The organism is Streptobacillus ratti (assembly GCF_001891165.1).
GTDB classification, from domain to species: Bacteria; Fusobacteriota; Fusobacteriia; order Fusobacteriales; family Leptotrichiaceae; genus Streptobacillus; species Streptobacillus ratti.
Genome location: NZ_LKKW01000004.1, coordinates 47,787 through 65,293, shown reverse-complemented (window position 1 = coordinate 65,293; position 17,507 = coordinate 47,787). Strand labels below are relative to the sequence as shown.

Sequence of the window (17,507 nt, the reverse complement as noted above, 5' to 3'; positions counted from 1 at the left end):
TATTTAGTTAAGTCTTTAATATTATTATCTTTAAGGATATGGTAAATGATACCACGGTCAACTTTAGTAAGATGTTTAAATTTTCCTTCTTTATTAATTTTAAAAAATGTGTTATTATTAGTCATGGATATACAGTTCCTTTCAATAGATTTGGTCATTTATGATGGTACTGTATATCCTATTTTTTTTGGACATTTACTTTTGGAATTTAGGTTGGAATTTTATTTTTCTATATAAATTTGCAATAGGTAAAAAAAAATGGTAAAATTTAGTATTAAAATACTAGTTTAGGGGAGAGTTTTATGGCAAATATTACAGGAAGAGAAGTTTATCATAGAATTAAAGAAGATATTATACAAAATCATAAGGAACTAGATATAGAAAGAATAGAAGAAGCATATATTTTGGCAGAAGAAGCTCATAGAAATCAAAAAAGAAAAAGTGGAGAAGAATATATAATTCATCCACTTGAAGTTGCTGAAATATTACTTTCTTTAAGAATGGATACAGATACTATAGTAGCTGGTATATTACATGATGTTGTTGAAGATACATTAATAACTATATCAGATATAGAATATAGTTTTGGTAAAGATATTGCTATGCTTATAGATGGTGTTACAAAATTAAGAAATTTGCCTAAAAAAGAGGGAAAACAGATAGAAAATATCCGTAAAATGGTAGTTGCAATGTCTGAAGATGTTAGAGTTGTAATTATTAAACTTGCAGATAGATTACATAATATGAGAACCTTAAAATATCAAACTCCTGAAAAACAAATAGAAAAATCTAAGGAAACTATGGATATTTATGCCCCTATAGCACATAGAATTGGTATGGGAAAGATTAAATCTGAATTAGAAGATATTTCTTTTTATTATTTAAATCGTAAAGGTTATCAAGAAATTAAATCACTTGTTAATACAAAAAAAGAGGAAAGACAAAGATACATAAAAAAAATAATAGAAATTATTGAAAAAGAACTAGAAAAGTCTTTTATTAATGCACATGTAAATGGAAGAACTAAACATTTATATAGTATATATAGAAAGATGTATGAAAAAAATAAACAATTTAAAGACCTAACAGATCTTACGGCAATAAGAATATTAACTAAAAAAGAAGTTGATTGTTATGCAGTATTAGGATTAATACATTTTATATTCACACCTATAGCTGGTAGATTTAAAGACTATATAGCTGTACCTAAAGCTAATGGTTATCAATCTATACATACAACTGTTAGAGGTGTAGATAATCAAGTTATAGAAATACAAATAAGAACGGAAGAAATGCACCAAATTGCAGAAGAGGGAGTTGCTGCACATTGGATGTATAAAGAGAAAAAAACAAAAGATAAAAATGAAAAATATTATGCTACAATAAAGAAGATTGTTGAATCAAGCATTGAGGGGGAACCTGTTGAAACATTTGCAAAAGAGGTTACAGAACATATATTAAAGAAAACGATATTTGTATTTACACCTAAAGGTGATGTAGTAGAACTTCAAGCTGGCTCAACAGTATTAGATTTTGCATTTCAAGTACATACTCAAATAGGATATAGAACTATAGGGGCAAAAGTCAATGATAGAATAGTAACACTTGACTATGTTGTGGAAAATGGAGATAAAATTGAAATATTAACATCTAAAACAGCTAAAGGTCCAGGTAATGATTGGATAAATATAGTTAATAATCCAAGTTCTAAATCTAAGATTAGAAAATGGTTTAAAGATATGGAATTTGAAATGAAGTCTAAAGAGGGAGAACTTCTTTTAAATGAAGAATTTAATAAGATTGGTTTAAAATTTAAAGATTATGAAGATGATGATAAAGTCTTATTATACATGAAAAAATTTAATATTACTTCTTTAGCTCATCTTTATTATAAGTTTGCGAACAATGAATTAACTTTAGAACATTTTATAGCAAAATTTGAGAAAAAAGAAGAAGTGAATATAGAACAAGCTATAGAAGAAGAAACGGCTAAAACTACTCACAAGATAAAAGAAAATAATCAAGGAATAAAAGTTAGTGGGTCCGATAATACATTGTTTAATTTTGCCAAATGTTGTGCACCACTACCTGGAGATAAAATTTTAGGATTTGTTACAAGAGGTAGAGGAATAGTAATACATAGATCAGATTGTAATAATATGCAAAAATTATTAGAAAATGAACCTGAAAGAGAAATAGAAGTATATTGGGATGAAAAATTATTAGAAAAATCAAACAATAAATTCCAAATTTATTTTACAATTAAGACAGTTGGAAGAACAGGATTAATTCTTGATATTATGAGATTGCTTAATGAGTATAAGATAGATTTAACAGGTATTAATACTAAAATTATTAAAGAAAATGGAGAAAAATTGGCTGTAATTCATTTAGGAGTTTTAGTTAAAAGAAGAGAAGATTATGAAAAATTAAGCAAAAATTTATTAAATATGAGAGAAATATTAGATATAATACGTAAATAGGAAGTGAAATAATGGAAAAACCAATTAGATATAATTTAGAGAAAAAAGATGGTCAAGCTAGAGCAGGAGTAATAGAAACACCTCATGGAATTATACATACACCAGTATTTATGCCAGTTGGTACACAAGCAACAGTTAAAACCATGACACCTGAAGAATTAGAAGAAATAGGTGCTGAAATAATATTAGGAAACACTTATCATCTTTATTTAAGACCTGGAGATGAATTAATTGCAAGATTTGGTCATCTGCATAATTTTATGAATTGGAAAAGACCTATACTTACTGATAGTGGTGGTTTTCAAATATTTTCATTAGGAGATTTAAGAAAAATAAAGGAAGAGGGAGCTTATTTTAGATCGCATCATGATGGCTCAAAACACTTTATTTCTCCTGAGAAATCTATTGAAATACAAAATAATTTAGGTTCAGATATAATGATGGTTTTAGATGAATGTCCACATGGATTATCTACAAGAGAATATTTAATTCCCTCTATAGAGAGAACTACTAGATGGGCAAAAAGATGTATAGATGCTAATAAAAACCCTGAAAAACAAGGGCTTTTTGCAATAGTTCAAGGTGGGATTTATGAAGATTTAAGAGAAAAATCGCTTAATGAATTACTAGAAATGGATAATAGTTTTTCTGGGTATGCAATAGGTGGTCTTGCAGTTGGAGAAACACGTGAAGATATGTATAGAATACTTGCACATACAACTCCTTTATTACCTGAAATGAAACCTAGATATCTTATGGGTGTAGGAGAACCATTAGATATGTTAGAAGCAATTGAAAATGGAATAGATATGATGGATTGTGTTCATCCCTCAAGAATTGGTAGACATGGGACTGTATTTACAAAATATGGTAGACTTGTAATTAAAAATAAAGAATATGAATATGATGATAGACCTTTAGATGTTAATGATAATTATGTTTGCAGAAACTATTCAAGAGCATATATTAGACATTTATTTAAAACTGATGAGATATTAGGGCAAAGACTTGCAACTTATCAAAATATTTGGTTTTTAATAAATATGATGAAAGATGCTAGAGAGGCTATATTAAAAGGTAAATTTAAAGAATTTAAAGAAGAATTTATATCAAATTATACACAAGGTAAAAATTCTGATTGGATAAGACCAAAAGATATTAGAAAGGGGGAGTAATGAATATTAGGTTAAATAAAATTAATGCAATAGGTTTAGGATATGGAGAACTTGCATTAAAGGGTAAAAATAGAGGTATTTTTGAGGGGAATATTAAACAAAGAATAAATAATAAAATATCATCATTTGATGCAAGGTTAGTAAATGATTTATCTAAACTTTATGTACAAACAAATGATGAAAATATAGAAAGTTTAATAACAGAATTAAAAAAGATTTTTGGTATAAATAATATTAATTTTTCTGTTATGGTAGATACAGATGAAAAATCAATAAAAGATAAACTTAAAGAAATTGCAACAGAACTATATCAAGATGGTGCAAGAACTTTTAAAATAGAGGTAAATAGAGCTAATAAAAAATTTGAAAAAAATTCTATGGATTTTGCTAAAGAACTTGGAGCTTTTGTTTTAATAAATACAGAATTTTCTAAAGTTTCTATGAAAAATCCTGATACTTTAATTTCTTTAGATATAAGGGAGAAAACATATATTTATACACAAAAGATTAATACTTATGGTGGATTGCCTTTAGGTTCAGCTGGAAATGGATTATCTTTAATTTCTGGTGGAATAGATTCTCCAGTTGCTTCATTTTTAATGTCTAAAAGAGGATTGAAACTTGATTTTGTTACTTATCATTCTTTCCCTTTTACTTCAGAAAAGGCATTAGTTAAAATTGAAGAATTAGTAAAAATATTAAGTGAATATAACGGTAAATCTAAATTTTATTCTATGAATATTTTACCAATACAACAGGCTATTAATGAAAAGACAAATAAGGAGTATGCAACTATTCTTACAAGACGTGCAATGATGAGGCTTTCTGAAATGCTTGCTAAGAAAAATAATTTAAGAGCTTTAGTTACTGGAGAAAGTTTAGGACAAGTTGCATCTCAAACACTTGAGGGATTAAATTGTACTTCAGCCTCTGTAACAGATTTAGTTGTATTTAGACCATTAATAAGTATAGATAAACTTGAAATAATTGAAAAAGCAAATGAAATAGGAACATATGAAAAATCTATAGAACCACATGATGATTCATGTGCAATGTTTGCACCTAAACATCCAAATACTAAACCAAAACTTGATAAGATATTACTTGAAGAAGAAAAAATTGAAAACTATGATGAACTATTACTTGAAATTTTTAATAATAAGAAAATGGTTATAGTTAAATGATTTACAATAAAGAAAAAGTAATATCAATGGTAAAAATATATTTTAAAAAGTATTTTTCAAAAGATTTGTCGTTACTTGCATCAAATCTAACATACATGATGATACTAACAATATTTCCTTTTTTTGCCATTATACTTGGAATTGCAAAAGGCTTTGGTTTAGATGAAAAATTAATTATTCAAGTTAAGGATTTAGTACCTCAAAATGAACAAGTTTTATCATATGTATTAGAAACTACTAATAAGTTAATAGAAAATGCAAAAGGTGGAATACTTACTGGACTTGGGATTTTGATATTAATTTTTTCAGTAATCAGTATGTTTGATTTACTTGAAAATACATTTAATAATATTTGGAATGTAAGAAAAAATAGAAATTTTACTTCTAAAATTATTAGTTATACTGCTCTTGTTTTTATAACACCTATATTTATTCTATTAATACTTGCAAGTAGTTCTGTTTTAGTTGAATTTATTAAGTCATTTACTAATATATCGAATTTAACTAAATATATATTAAAGATATTCAATATGTTTATGAGAATGATGTTTATATCAGGATTATTTATTTTAATTCCTAATAAAAGAGTTAAAATATTACCAGCTATAATAGGTGCTGCTATTTCTGATATAGGGTTAAATATACTTTATGTAATATATGTTTATTTGCAATATTCAATTAGTAGATATAATATAATATATGGTTCACTTGCATTTATACCAATATTTTTAATTTGGATTAAATATGCGTGGACAATAATATTGATAGGGGCTCAAATAACTTATACTATACAGACATCTAAGGAATTAGTAGAAGAAGATTTTGAGATATCATTATCAATGAAAAAGAAAATAGGTGCATATATTATGTATATACTATCTGATAGATTTAGTAAATTAGAAAAACCACTAGATATGAATGATTTATCAGCATATATTGGAATTTCTAAAAAGGCACTTAATAGAACTATGGCATTATTACAAGATTATGAATTGGTTAATGAAGTATTAGATGAGAATAAAGAAGTAGAGTATTATCAGATAAATATTAATCCTAATAAATTAAGTTATGAATTATTTAATAATATTATTGAAAATGAGGGTATAGATGATATGGATATTTTAAAGGATATGCCGACTGAAAGAAGAAATGAATTTGAAAAAATTTCAAATGAACTAACTTACCACAATGATAAAATAATAAATGAAGAGTAGGTGATGTAATGATTTATGCTATATTAATATTACTTGTAATTCTAATATTTATGTTGATTTATTTAATCTATCTTATTAATTTTAATAAAAATGAAAATGAATTTAAAGATATGAAGTTTGAAATATTAGAAAAATTAATGGAGAAGAATGAAAAGTCAAAAGAGGATATCTCAAAATTAATTTATGAGGGGAAAACAAATGTTACAAGTGAAATTAATGATTTTAAATTAAATATGAAAGAAAATATCACTAAAGATGTTTTAAGTCTTGGAGATAAAGTAGAAAATGTATTAAAAGATGGATTTAAAATATCTAATGAAGCTGTTAATTCAGTTATAAATAGGCTAGTTAAAATAGATGAAACTCAAAAAAATATTGAGAAATTATCAAGTGAAGTTATTTCATTACAAAAAATTTTATCTGATAAGAAATCAAGAGGAAGTTTTGGAGAAACTAGATTAGAACAAGTTTTAGGTTATGTATATGGAGATAATAATAATTTATATGAAAGACAGTATAAATTTTCAAATGGAAAAGTAGCAGATGCAGTTTTATTTTTAAACACAAAATTAAATAAGGTTGCTATTGATTCAAAATTTCCACTTGAAAACTATATCTTATATGTAGAAAATAAGAATGTGGAGTATAGAAAAGAATTTATTAAAGATTTAAAAAAACATATAGATGATATTTCAAATAAGTATATTATAATAGGAGAAACTATTAATCAAGCAATAATGTTTTTACCCAGTGAATCAATATTTATGGAGATATATTCTGAATTTCCTGAAATATTAGAATATGCTTATTCTAAAAGGGTTTGGATTGCATCACAAACAAATTTAATGATATATATTACTACTATGCAGTTTTCAACTATAGAGTATAAAAGAAATGAGAATGCAAAAGAAATTTTAAATCAACTTGATAGATTTTCTAAAGAGTTTTTAAGATATAGTGATAGATGGCAGAATTTAAATAGGGATTTTAAACGTTTAGAAAAAGATTTTAATGATTTAAATATTACTAGTGATAAAATATCTAAAGAGTTTGAGAAAATAAAAAATTTAGTTGATATCAGTGAATAATGTGATATAATTATAATGATAAAATATTAAGGAGATAAATATTATGAGAAAAGCAGGGATTTTACTTCATCCTACATCACTTTCTGGAAAAGAGGGAATAGGTACTTTGGGATTTGAAGCATATAGATTTATTGATTTTTTGAAAAAATCTAAACAAAAATTATGGCAAATATTCCCATTAGGACCTACAGGTTATGGAGATTCTCCATATCAATGTTTTTCTGCATTTGCAGGTAATCCATATTTAATAGATTTAGAAACTTTAGTTCAAGAGGGATATTTAGATTATTCAGTACTTGATACAAATTTTGGAGATAATAAAGAAAATATTGATTATGGAATGATTTATACAAATAAATTACCTATATTAAGAAGTGCTTTTGAGAAGTTTAATATAGAAAATGAGGATTTTATTAAATTTAATATAGAAAATGATTATTGGTTAGGTAATTATTCTCTATTTGCTGGACTTAAAACATATTTTAATGGAGAATCATGGTCAAATTGGCCAAATGAATTAAAAAATAGAGAAAATAATGCAATAGAGGAATATAAAGTTAAATTAGCTGATGAAATTAACTATCAAAAATTTTTACAATATATATTTTTTAAACAATGGAAATCTGTTAAATCATATGCTAATCAAAATGGGATTGAAATTATTGGAGATATACCAATATTTGTATCTATGGATTCAGCAGATGCGTGGTCAAATCCAGAAATATTCTTATTTGATAAAGATAGAAATCCAGTTAAGGTTGCAGGAGTTCCACCTGATTATTTCTCAGCAACTGGGCAATTATGGGGGAATCCATTATTTGATTGGAATAAATTAAAAGAAACAGGATATAAATGGTGGATAGATAGAGTTAAAGCTAACCTTTCTCTATATGATATAATAAGAATAGATCATTTTAGAGGATTTGAATCATATTGGGCTGTTAATTATGGAGAAACTACAGCTATTAATGGTAAATGGGAAAAAGGACCAGGAATTGATTTATTTAATGCTATAAAAAAATCTTTAGGAGAGATTAATATTATTGCAGAAGATTTAGGTATACTTACAGATGAAGTTGTAGAATTAAAAGAAAGTGCAGGATTTCCAGGAATGAAAATTTTACAATTTGCATTTGATAAAGATCCTGAAAATGAATATTTACCACATAATTATGAAAAAAATACTGTAGTTTATACAGGAACACATGATAATGATACAACAAATTCATGGTATTTTAAACTTAATGATATGCAAAAAGGAGAGGTAAGAGATTACTTAAATGTAAGTGATGATTCATATATAGTTTATTCAATGATTAGACTTGCTTTAAGATCTGTTGCTGAAACTGCAATAATACCAATGCAAGATTATTTAAATTTAGGAGAATTTGCACGTATTAATACTCCAGGACTTGCAAGTGGAAACTGGCAATGGAGATTAAATGGTTGGGAATTAAACGATGATTTAGCATCAACAATTGCACACATAACTGAAATATATGGTAGATAAAAAGGAGGGCTTATGAATTTATTTAATTATGATAAAGAACCTTTAGCATATAAATATAGACCTAAGGATTTTGATGAGTTTTACGGGCAAGAAAATATAAGGAAAATATTATTTAGAATGCTTGAAAACAATAAAATCATAAGCTCAATATTTTTTGGACCAAGTGGTACTGGTAAAACAACTTTAGCTAAAATAATTGCAGATAAACTTGGATATGACTATGTTTATTTAAATGCAATTAAGGCATCAAAAAATGATATAACTCAGATATCTTTAAAAGCTAAGAATAGTGTCAATAAGACACTATTGTTTTTTGATGAGATACATAGATTTAATAAATTGCAACAAGATTCTTTATTAGAAGATTTAGAAAATGGGAATATTATTTTAATAGGGGCTACAACAGAAAATCCTTATTATTCACTTAATAGAGCTTTATTATCTAGGGTACTTTTATTTGAATTTAAAAAATTAGATGAAGAAGATATATTTAATATATTAGAAAAAATTGTTAAAGAAGAGCAACTTGAGTATAAGGAAGATATATTAAAATACATTTCTATGATATCAGATGGAGATGCAAGAACTTCTATCAACTTTTTAGAAACTTTAATAAACGCAGATTTTTTAAATTCTAGTATTGAAGAAGTTACAGAATTATTTAATATTAAGGTATTTGCAGATAGATATGATGCAATTTCTGCAATGATTAAATCAATAAGAGGTTCTGACCCAGATTCTGCTGTTTATTGGATGAGTAAGTTATTAATTGGTGGAGAAGACCCTATGTACATTGCTAGAAGATTAGTTATTTCTGCAAGTGAGGATATAGGTCTTGCAAATGTTCAAGCAATTAATGTTGCCGTTTCTTGTATGAATGCAGTAAAAGAAATTGGAATGCCTGAATCAAGAATAATTTTATCAGAATGTGCGATATATTTAGCACTTTCACCTAAAAGTAATAGTGCATATATGGCTGTAAATGAAGCTATGGCTGATATAGAAGAAAATGGAGCACAGAGTGTTCCGGTGCATTTAACTAAAGTTGGTGCAAAAAAATATCTATATCCTCATGATTATGAAAATAATTATGTTAATCAAAAATATATGAATCAAAAGAAAAAATATTATTTAGCAGGAAACAATAAGTTTGAAAAAAATATGGAAGAAATTTGGATTAAAATAAAAGGAGAAAAATAAATGGAAAAAGTATTATATATATTATTAACGGTATTTGCAGGATTTGTTGTTACAATTCAAGGTCCTATAAATGTTGAACTTGGAAAATCTTTAGGAAGTGATTATTGGTCGGCATTTACATCTTTTTTTATAGGATTATTATTTATATTTTTATTTATAATTCTAACAGGTCAGAAATCACCAACAATTACTCAGTTTACAACTACTGCTTGGTGGAAGTATTTAGGTGCAATTACAGGAGCGATTTATGTATTATCGGTAATTACGGTTATACCAGCTTTAGGAGTAGGACTTGCAACTATATTATTAATGTTTTCACAATTAGTTATGGCTATGATAATAGATCATTATGGACTTTTTGGATATGCAGTTAAATCTTTTTCTGTAGAAAGAATGATAGGTGTTGCATTAATGGCTATTGGAATATTTTTAATAAACAGAAAGTAGGTATTTATGTTTAAAATAGCTTTAGCCCCAATGGTAGATAGAACTGATATTCATTTTAGAAATTTTATTAGAATGATAAATAAAGATATAGAGTTATATACAGAGATGATAACTACTCAAGCGATTTTAAATGGAGATAGAGCTAAAATATTAAGAAGTACAAAAGTTGAAAATCCTGTAGTATTACAAATAGCTACATCTAGTTTACAAGAAAGTATTGAAGTTGCAAAATATATTAAACATACAAACTACGATGCTATTAATCTTAATGTAGGTTGTCCATCAGATAGAGTTTCAGGTCATAATATGGGAGCTTATCTAATGAGTGAGCCAGAACTTGTAAGAGATATTGCACAAGCTATGAAAGAATATTCAGGTAAAGAAGTTACCATAAAAAATAGAATTGGTATAGACGGTAAAGGTATTTTAGAAAATGATAGAAAAATTGTAAGTTATAGGGAATTATTAGATTTTATTGACATCACTAATGTTAATAAATATATTGTTCATGCTAGAATTGCCATTTTAAAGGGGTTAAGTCCAAAGGAGAATAGAACTATACCACAACTAGATTATGAAATGGTTTATAGACTTAAGAAAGATAGACCTAATTTAACAATAGAAATTAATGGTGGAATTAAAACTATTGAAGATATTAAAATTCATCATAATTATGTTGATTCTGTAATGATAGGTAGGGCATTTTATGATAACCCTATGTTAGCAAATGAAATAAATTTACTAAATGGTAAAAGTGTAAAAAAACATATAGAAATAGTAAATGAAATGTTTCACTATGTGAAAATGTTAGAAGAAAACAATGAAAAACCACATCATTTTCTTAGACATACATTGGGTTTATTTTATAATACAAAATATAGTAAAATGTGGAAAAATATGATTTCTCCTACAAGTGTAACTAGTGGTACAATTCTTGAATTTTTAAATAAAATAAGTTAAAATGTATTGTATAAACAAATTTATAGGAGGACTAAATGAAGGTAGTAGTTATAGGTGCAAATCATGCAGGAACAGCAACAATTAATACAATTTTAGGAAATTATCCAGGAACAGAAGTAGTTGTATTTGATAGAAATAATAATATTAGTTTCTTAGGTTGTGGAATGGCATTATGGATAGGAGATCAAATTGATGGTTCAGATGGACTATTCTATTCAAATAAGGAAAAATTAGAAGCTAATGGTGCAAAAGTTTACATGGAAACTGAAGTATATGACATAGACTTTGAAAATAAGGTAGTATATGCAAAAAGTAAATGTGGAAAAGAATTTGCAGAAAAATATGACAAGGTAATAGTTTCTACAGGATCTTTACCAATTGATTTACCAATTCCAGGAAAAGAATTAGAAAATGTACAATATGTAAAATTATTCCAAAATGCAGCTGAAGTTATTGAAAAATTAAAAAATCCTGAAATTAAACATGTTACTGTAATAGGTGCTGGATATATAGGGGTAGAATTAGCAGAAGCATTTGAAAGAAAAGGTAAAAAAGTTAGATTAGTAGATTCTTGTAGCGATTGTTTATCTACTTACTATGATAAAGAATTTAGAACAAGAATGAATGAAAAATTAGCAAGTCATGGTATTGAATTATCATTTGGAGAAATGTTAAAAGAAATTAAAGGAACAAATGGTAAAGTTTCATCTATAGTAACTGATAAATCTGAATATGCAACTGATATGGTAATATTATGTGCAGGATTTAGACCTAACACAGACTTATTAAAAGGAAAAGTTGAATTATTTAGAAATGGAGCATATTTAGTTGATAGAACTCAAAAGACTTCTTGTGAAGATGTTTATGCTATAGGAGATTGTGCAACTATATATGATAACTCTATAGATGATATTAACTATATTGCACTTGCAACAAATGCTGTTAGAAGTGGTATAGTTGCAGCTCACAATGTATGTGGAACTAAATTAGAAGGAATAGGAGTTCAAGGTTCAAATGGAATCTCTGTTTATGAGTTAAACATGCTTTCTACAGGATTATCTGAAGAAAATGCTAAGAGATATGGATTTGAAGTTGAAACTACTACATTTACAGACAATCAAAAACCTGAATTTATGAAAACAGAAAATGACGCAGTAACAGTTAAAATAGTTTATGATAAAAATAATAGAAGAATTTTAGGAGCACAAATGGCTTCTACATTAGATATTTCACTTGGATTACATGTATTCTCACTTGCAATTCAAGAAAAGGTAACTATAGATAAATTTAAATTACTTGATATCTTCTTCTTACCTCATTTTAATAAACCATATAACTACTTCACAATGACTGCATTAGGAGCAAAATAATTATTTAGGAGGAATAATAATGAGTAAAGTATTACATTTAGGTGCTGTAGAGCAATTAAAAGAAATTTGTGAGAAAGAAAAAGTTGTTTTAGTAGACTTTTTTGCAACTTGGTGTGGACCATGTAAAAGACTTGGACCAGTTTTAGATGAATTAAGTGAAGAAGCTGATTTCTCAATAGTTAAAATAGATGTAGATCAATTCCCTGAATTAGCTGGAGAATATGGAGTAAGAAGTATACCTACATTATTTGTAGTTAAAGATGGAGAAAAGGTTGCTACAGATTTAGGATTTAAAACAAAAGAAGAATTAATTTCTTTAGTAAAAAATAACATATAATTTTAATTTAAGATGTGGACATGGTTCACATCTTTTTAATATATACTATTACTTTCTTTTGTGATATAATATAAAAAATATTTTTAAAATTAAGGAGAAATATGAAAAGAGAAAAATTTAATATAACTGGCATTCACTGTACAAATTGTGCTTTAAATATTAATAAAAATCTCGAAAAATTAGAGGGGATAGAAAAAGTAAATATTAATCTTATAACTTCTAAAATGTCAGTAATATATGATGAAAAAATTATTGGCGTTGAAAAAATAATTGAAAAAGTAGAAGAAATAGGGTATGGAATAGAAAAAATAAATAATAAGAGAAATAAAGAAAATATTGAAACTGTAAATAGCGATTATAGTATAATAAGACTAATAGTTTCAATAATATTAAGTATATTAATAATGTATGTATCTATGTCTCATATGTTAGGCTTTAATAAGGTAAATCATTCAGAGATAATACAAATTATAATTACTATTAGTATAATGCTTATTTATAAATCCTATTATTTCTCAGGATTTATGGCATTAAAAAATAATAGTTCTAATATGTCAAGTTTAATAGCAGTAAGTACACTTGCATCTTTTGTATATAGTCTATATAACGTTATTCAAGGAAAAAATCATGACTTATACTTTGAATCTATAGTTGTAATATTAACACTTGTAAGTATAGGGAAATATATAGAGGGTAGAATTAAGAAAAATGCTACAAAAAGTATTACTAAAATGATTAATTTAGCTCCTAAAAAAACTACTATAATTAAAGATGGTAAAGAAATAATAATAGATGTAGAAGATTTAGAAATAGATGATGAAGTTTTAATTAAAACAGGAGAAATAATTAGTTGTGATGGTATAGTTTTAGAGGGGAAAGCTTATGTAAATGAATCATCTATAACTGGTGAAAGTAAATTAATAGAAAAAAATATTAATGATGAAGTAATAGCCTCAAGTATTCTTGAAAAAGGATATTTAAAAGTAAGAGTTAATAAAGAAAGTAATGACACTATAATTGCTAAAATTATAGAGCTTGTAGAGGAAGCTACATCAAGTAAAGCACCAATTTCAAAATTAGCAGATAAGATAAGTGGAATTTTAGTTCCGATAATATTTATTATTTCAGCTATAACTTTTGGATTTTGGTTAATAGTTGGAAATGATTTTTCAATTGCAGTTAATAGAGCTATTTCAGTACTTGTAATTTCATGTCCTTGTGCATTAGGAATTGCAACTCCAATATCAATAATGATAGGTAATTTAAAAGGTTCTCAAATAGGAATTTTATTTAAAAGAGCAGAACTACTTGAAATTATTAAAGAAGCAGGTATAATATTAATGGATAAAACAGGAACACTTACTAAAGGGCAACCTAAGGTAATTGATTATATTTCCTTTTTAGATGATGATAAAGTAATTAGATATATATATTCTGCTGAAAAAAAATCAGAACATCATATTGCAACATCTATAATAACTTATTGTGAAAGTTTAAATGTAAATTCAGTAGATATTGATGAATTTATTCAGATTGAGGGAAGAGGAATTAACGCAAAAGTAAAAAATGATGAGATATTAATAGGAAATGAAAAAATGATGATAGAGGGTAATGTAGATTTATCTAAATATATTGAGAGTATTAATAATTTTTCAAAACAAGGTAAAACTGTTATTTTAGCTTCAATTAACAAAGAGTTGGTAGCTATAATAACTATAGCTGATGAAATTAGAGAAGATGCAAAAATAACTATTGAAAAATTAAAAGATAAAAACATTAGACCAATTATGCTAACAGGAGATAATGTAGAAACTGCTAGATATGTAGCACAGTTGGTTGGTATAGAAGAAGTTCATGCAGAATTATTACCAAATGAAAAATATGATATATTAGTTAATTTACAAAAAGATAATAAGGTTATAATGGTAGGCGATGGAATTAATGATGCACCAGCTTTAGCTAAAGCAGATATTGGTATAAGTATAGGTGGTTCTACAGATATAGCCATGGAAATTTCAGATATAGTATTAATGAAACAAAGACTTATAGATATAATTAATGCGATTAATTTAAGTAAAGCTGTTATTAGAAATATAAAATTTAGTCTTTTCTGGGCTTTTATATATAATATAATTGGGATTACTTTAGCAATGGGAGTATTTGTTAAATTTGGTTTAACATTAAATCCTATGTTTGCTGCATTTGCTATGAGTGTAAGCTCTATATGTATTTTATTAAATGCCTTGACATTAAAATTATTTAAAGGAGAAAATAAGTGAGTATAATGAATAAAGAATATTTTGAAAGTTTTGATGGTTTAAAAATTCCGTATACTTCATTTGAAAGTGGTAATACAAAAAAAGTATTAATGTTACACGGATTATATGAATATATAGATAGATATAATGAATTTGCAATGAAACTTAATGAAGCAGGTTATGATGTATATATTTTTGAATACAGAGGACATGGAGAACTTAGAGAGGGAAATATTGCAGATTTTGGAGATAAAGGTATTACTGGTGTTTTAAATGACATTAAATTATTTATAAAACATAAACTTAATAATACACCTAATGAAAATATTTTTTTAATAGGTAAAGGATTGGGAGGATTATTCTCTCTATATCTTCAAGAAGATATGCAATTAAAAAATTCTGTATTGATTTCAATGCCTATAGAAAAAAGATTTTCAATTTTTATAGGTAAAATAATAACTAAGTTAGAAATGAAATTAGGTTTTAAAAATAGTTTTGTTAATAATTGTATGGTAAAAAGCCTTAATAGGTCATTCATTAAAGAGGGTAAATCAGCTTGGTTAAATAGAGATAAAGAAATTGTAAACTCTTATTTAAATGATGAAAATTATTTAAAACAAGCTTCAGCAAGATCATATAATAATATATTATCACTTACTGCATTTATAAAATCAAATATTAAAAAAATTAGTGAGAATGCAAATATATTTATAGTGTTTGGAACTAAAGATGCTTTAGTTTCTGAAACAAAATTAAAAAAATATATGCAGAAGATAAATAATGGGAAAAATAATATTAAGTTTTTAAAAGTTAATAAAGCAAGACATGATATTTTATTTGAATTAAATAAGGATAAAATAATAGAAGAAATAATAAAAAATATGGATGGTATAAATAATGGAAATTAATGTATTATCTCCAATAGATGGAAGCATGTTAGGTAGTATTAAAAAAATGACGCAAGAAGATGTGGATAAAATATATATTAATGCACGTAAATCATTTAAGAAATGGAAAGAATTATCTACAGCTAAAAGAGCAGAAATAATGTATAAAGCAGCAGATGTTTTAGAAAAAAATAAAGAAGAGATTGCTATTTTAATGAGTAAAGAAATTTCTAAACCTCTTAAAGATGCTTTAATTGAAGTTGAAAGAACTGTAGGTTTAATAAAATATTCAGCAGAAGAGGGAATGAGAATTTTTGGAGAAGTTTATGAGGGTAAAAATTATGATGAATCTTCTAAAAACAAGGTTGCAATAGTTAGAAGAGAACCAGTAGGTGTAGTTCTGGCTATATCTCCATTTAATTATCCTATTAATTTAGCAGCTTCTAAGATTGTGCCAGCATTAATATCTGGTAATGTTGTTGTATTTAAACCTGCAAGTCAAGGTGTACTATCGGGTATAGAATTAGTAAAATATTTTGAAGAGGCTGGATTACCAAAAGATGTATTGCAAATTGTAACAGGTAAAGGTTCAGAAATTGGAGATTATTTAAATACTCATAAAGAAATAGATTTTATAAACTTTACTGGAAGTACAGCTATTGGTGAAAAAATAGGAGTTCAGGCAAAAATGAAACCAATATTATTAGAACTTGGTGGAAAAGATGCTGCTATAGTACTTGAAGACGCTAATTTAGATAAGGCAGCAAATGATATTGTTTCAGGAGCGTTTTCATATTCAGGACAAAGATGTACTGCAATTAAAAGAGTTTTAGTAATGGAAAGTATTGCTGATAAGTTATTAGAAAAAATTAAAGATAAGGTATTAAATTTAAAAGTTGGAAATCCTTTTGAAAATGTTGTTATAACGCCTTTAATTGATGAAAAGAGTGCAATTTTTGTTGAAAATTTAATTATAGATGCAATAAATAAAGGGGCAAAAGCACTAACAGAAATTAAAAGAGAGGGTAATTTAATGTATCCTGTTTTACTTGATAATGTAAATACAGAAATGGATATAGCATGGGAAGAACCATTTGGACCTGTATTACCAATAATTAGAGTAAATAGTGAAGATGAGGCATTAGAAATAGCAAATAAATCAGAATATGGTTTACAAAGCTCTATTTTTACAAATAGTATTGAAAAAGCATTTAAATTTGCAAATGAATTAGAAGTTGGAACAGTACATATTAATAATAAGACACAACGTGGACCAGATAATTTTCCATTTTTAGGAATTAAAAATTCTGGAGCTGGTGTTCAAGGTATAAGACATAGTATTCTTTCAATGACTAAGATAAAAACAATAGTATTAGATATGTAGTGGAGGTAAA

14 protein-coding genes are annotated in these 17,507 nt (G+C 26.2%); all 14 read left to right on the top strand.

The features are described 5' to 3' along the window. The first annotated feature begins 302 nt into the window (after positions 1-302). The 14 genes from BT993_RS01485 (at position 303) to BT993_RS01420 (ending at position 17,497) form a co-directional block, all read left to right on the top strand. On the top strand, positions 303-2,483 hold the full coding sequence (locus BT993_RS01485) for a RelA/SpoT family protein (RefSeq protein ID WP_072592905.1): 2,181 nt from the start codon (positions 303-305) through the stop codon (positions 2,481-2,483). Positions 2,484-2,494: 11 nt separating this feature from the next. Further along, positions 2,495-3,658, top strand: coding sequence for a tRNA guanosine(34) transglycosylase Tgt (gene tgt, locus BT993_RS01480; RefSeq protein WP_072592904.1), 1,164 nt, complete (start codon positions 2,495-2,497; stop codon positions 3,656-3,658). After that, the gene (thiI, locus tag BT993_RS01475) at positions 3,658-4,842 is read left to right on the top strand and encodes a tRNA uracil 4-sulfurtransferase ThiI (RefSeq protein ID WP_072592903.1); all 1,185 of its coding nucleotides are present in this window, start codon (positions 3,658-3,660) and stop codon (positions 4,840-4,842) included. The genes tgt and thiI overlap by 1 nt, the downstream gene beginning before the upstream one ends. Beyond that, a complete protein-coding gene (locus BT993_RS01470) occupies positions 4,839-6,056 on the top strand; it encodes a YihY/virulence factor BrkB family protein (RefSeq protein ID WP_072592902.1) in 1,218 nt (405 codons plus the stop codon). The genes thiI and BT993_RS01470 overlap by 4 nt, the downstream gene beginning before the upstream one ends. An 8-nt stretch (positions 6,057-6,064) precedes the next feature. Further along, complete coding sequence (locus tag BT993_RS01465; RefSeq protein ID WP_072592901.1) at positions 6,065-7,144, top strand: DNA recombination protein RmuC; 1,080 nt, start codon at positions 6,065-6,067, stop codon at positions 7,142-7,144. A 43-nt stretch (positions 7,145-7,187) separates the two neighbouring features. Beyond that, complete coding sequence (gene malQ, locus BT993_RS01460; protein ID WP_072592900.1) at positions 7,188-8,654, top strand: 4-alpha-glucanotransferase; 1,467 nt, start codon at positions 7,188-7,190, stop codon at positions 8,652-8,654. A 12-nt stretch (positions 8,655-8,666) separates the two neighbouring features. Continuing rightward, positions 8,667-9,854, top strand: coding sequence for a replication-associated recombination protein A (locus BT993_RS01455; RefSeq protein ID WP_072592899.1), 1,188 nt, complete (start codon positions 8,667-8,669; stop codon positions 9,852-9,854). Then, positions 9,855-10,301 carry a DMT family transporter gene (locus BT993_RS01450; RefSeq protein WP_072592898.1) on the top strand — a complete coding sequence of 149 codons (447 nt, stop codon included), beginning with the start codon at positions 9,855-9,857 and terminating at the stop codon, positions 10,299-10,301. Positions 10,302-10,307: 6 nt separating this feature from the next. Further along, positions 10,308-11,261, top strand: a complete 954-nt coding sequence (gene dusA / locus BT993_RS01445; RefSeq protein ID WP_072592897.1) for a tRNA dihydrouridine(20/20a) synthase DusA — start codon at positions 10,308-10,310, stop codon at positions 11,259-11,261. Between the two features lie 35 nt (positions 11,262-11,296). After that, positions 11,297-12,631 carry a H2O-forming NADH oxidase gene (gene nox, locus BT993_RS01440; RefSeq protein WP_072592896.1) on the top strand — a complete coding sequence of 445 codons (1,335 nt, stop codon included), beginning with the start codon at positions 11,297-11,299 and terminating at the stop codon, positions 12,629-12,631. Positions 12,632-12,650: 19 nt separating this feature from the next. After that, positions 12,651-12,968, top strand: coding sequence for a thioredoxin (gene trxA / locus BT993_RS01435; RefSeq protein WP_072592895.1), 318 nt, complete (start codon positions 12,651-12,653; stop codon positions 12,966-12,968). Between the two features lie 101 nt (positions 12,969-13,069). Then, on the top strand, positions 13,070-15,247 hold the full coding sequence (locus tag BT993_RS01430) for a heavy metal translocating P-type ATPase (protein ID WP_072592894.1): 2,178 nt from the start codon (positions 13,070-13,072) through the stop codon (positions 15,245-15,247). A gap of 5 nt (positions 15,248-15,252) precedes the next feature. Beyond that, on the top strand, positions 15,253-16,134 hold the full coding sequence (locus BT993_RS01425) for an alpha/beta fold hydrolase (RefSeq protein ID WP_244147530.1): 882 nt from the start codon (positions 15,253-15,255) through the stop codon (positions 16,132-16,134). Beyond that, on the top strand, positions 16,124-17,497 hold the full coding sequence (locus BT993_RS01420) for an NADP-dependent glyceraldehyde-3-phosphate dehydrogenase (RefSeq protein ID WP_072592892.1): 1,374 nt from the start codon (positions 16,124-16,126) through the stop codon (positions 17,495-17,497). Before BT993_RS01425 ends, BT993_RS01420 begins: the two co-directional genes overlap by 11 nt. Positions 17,498-17,507: the final 10 nt, after the last annotated feature.

Coding starts and splice junctions, on each gene's coding strand:
- BT993_RS01485 (WP_072592905.1), top strand. CDS start 303: ATGGCAAATATTACAGGAAGAGAAGTTTATCATAGAATTAAAGAAGAT.
- tgt (WP_072592904.1), top strand. CDS start 2,495: ATGGAAAAACCAATTAGATATAATTTAGAGAAAAAAGATGGTCAAGCT.
- thiI (WP_072592903.1), top strand. CDS start 3,658: ATGAATATTAGGTTAAATAAAATTAATGCAATAGGTTTAGGATATGGA.
- BT993_RS01470 (WP_072592902.1), top strand. CDS start 4,839: ATGATTTACAATAAAGAAAAAGTAATATCAATGGTAAAAATATATTTT.
- BT993_RS01465 (WP_072592901.1), top strand. CDS start 6,065: ATGATTTATGCTATATTAATATTACTTGTAATTCTAATATTTATGTTG.
- malQ (WP_072592900.1), top strand. CDS start 7,188: ATGAGAAAAGCAGGGATTTTACTTCATCCTACATCACTTTCTGGAAAA.
- BT993_RS01455 (WP_072592899.1), top strand. CDS start 8,667: ATGAATTTATTTAATTATGATAAAGAACCTTTAGCATATAAATATAGA.
- BT993_RS01450 (WP_072592898.1), top strand. CDS start 9,855: ATGGAAAAAGTATTATATATATTATTAACGGTATTTGCAGGATTTGTT.
- dusA (WP_072592897.1), top strand. CDS start 10,308: ATGTTTAAAATAGCTTTAGCCCCAATGGTAGATAGAACTGATATTCAT.
- nox (WP_072592896.1), top strand. CDS start 11,297: ATGAAGGTAGTAGTTATAGGTGCAAATCATGCAGGAACAGCAACAATT.
- trxA (WP_072592895.1), top strand. CDS start 12,651: ATGAGTAAAGTATTACATTTAGGTGCTGTAGAGCAATTAAAAGAAATT.
- BT993_RS01430 (WP_072592894.1), top strand. CDS start 13,070: ATGAAAAGAGAAAAATTTAATATAACTGGCATTCACTGTACAAATTGT.
- BT993_RS01425 (WP_244147530.1), top strand. CDS start 15,253: ATGAATAAAGAATATTTTGAAAGTTTTGATGGTTTAAAAATTCCGTAT.
- BT993_RS01420 (WP_072592892.1), top strand. CDS start 16,124: ATGGAAATTAATGTATTATCTCCAATAGATGGAAGCATGTTAGGTAGT.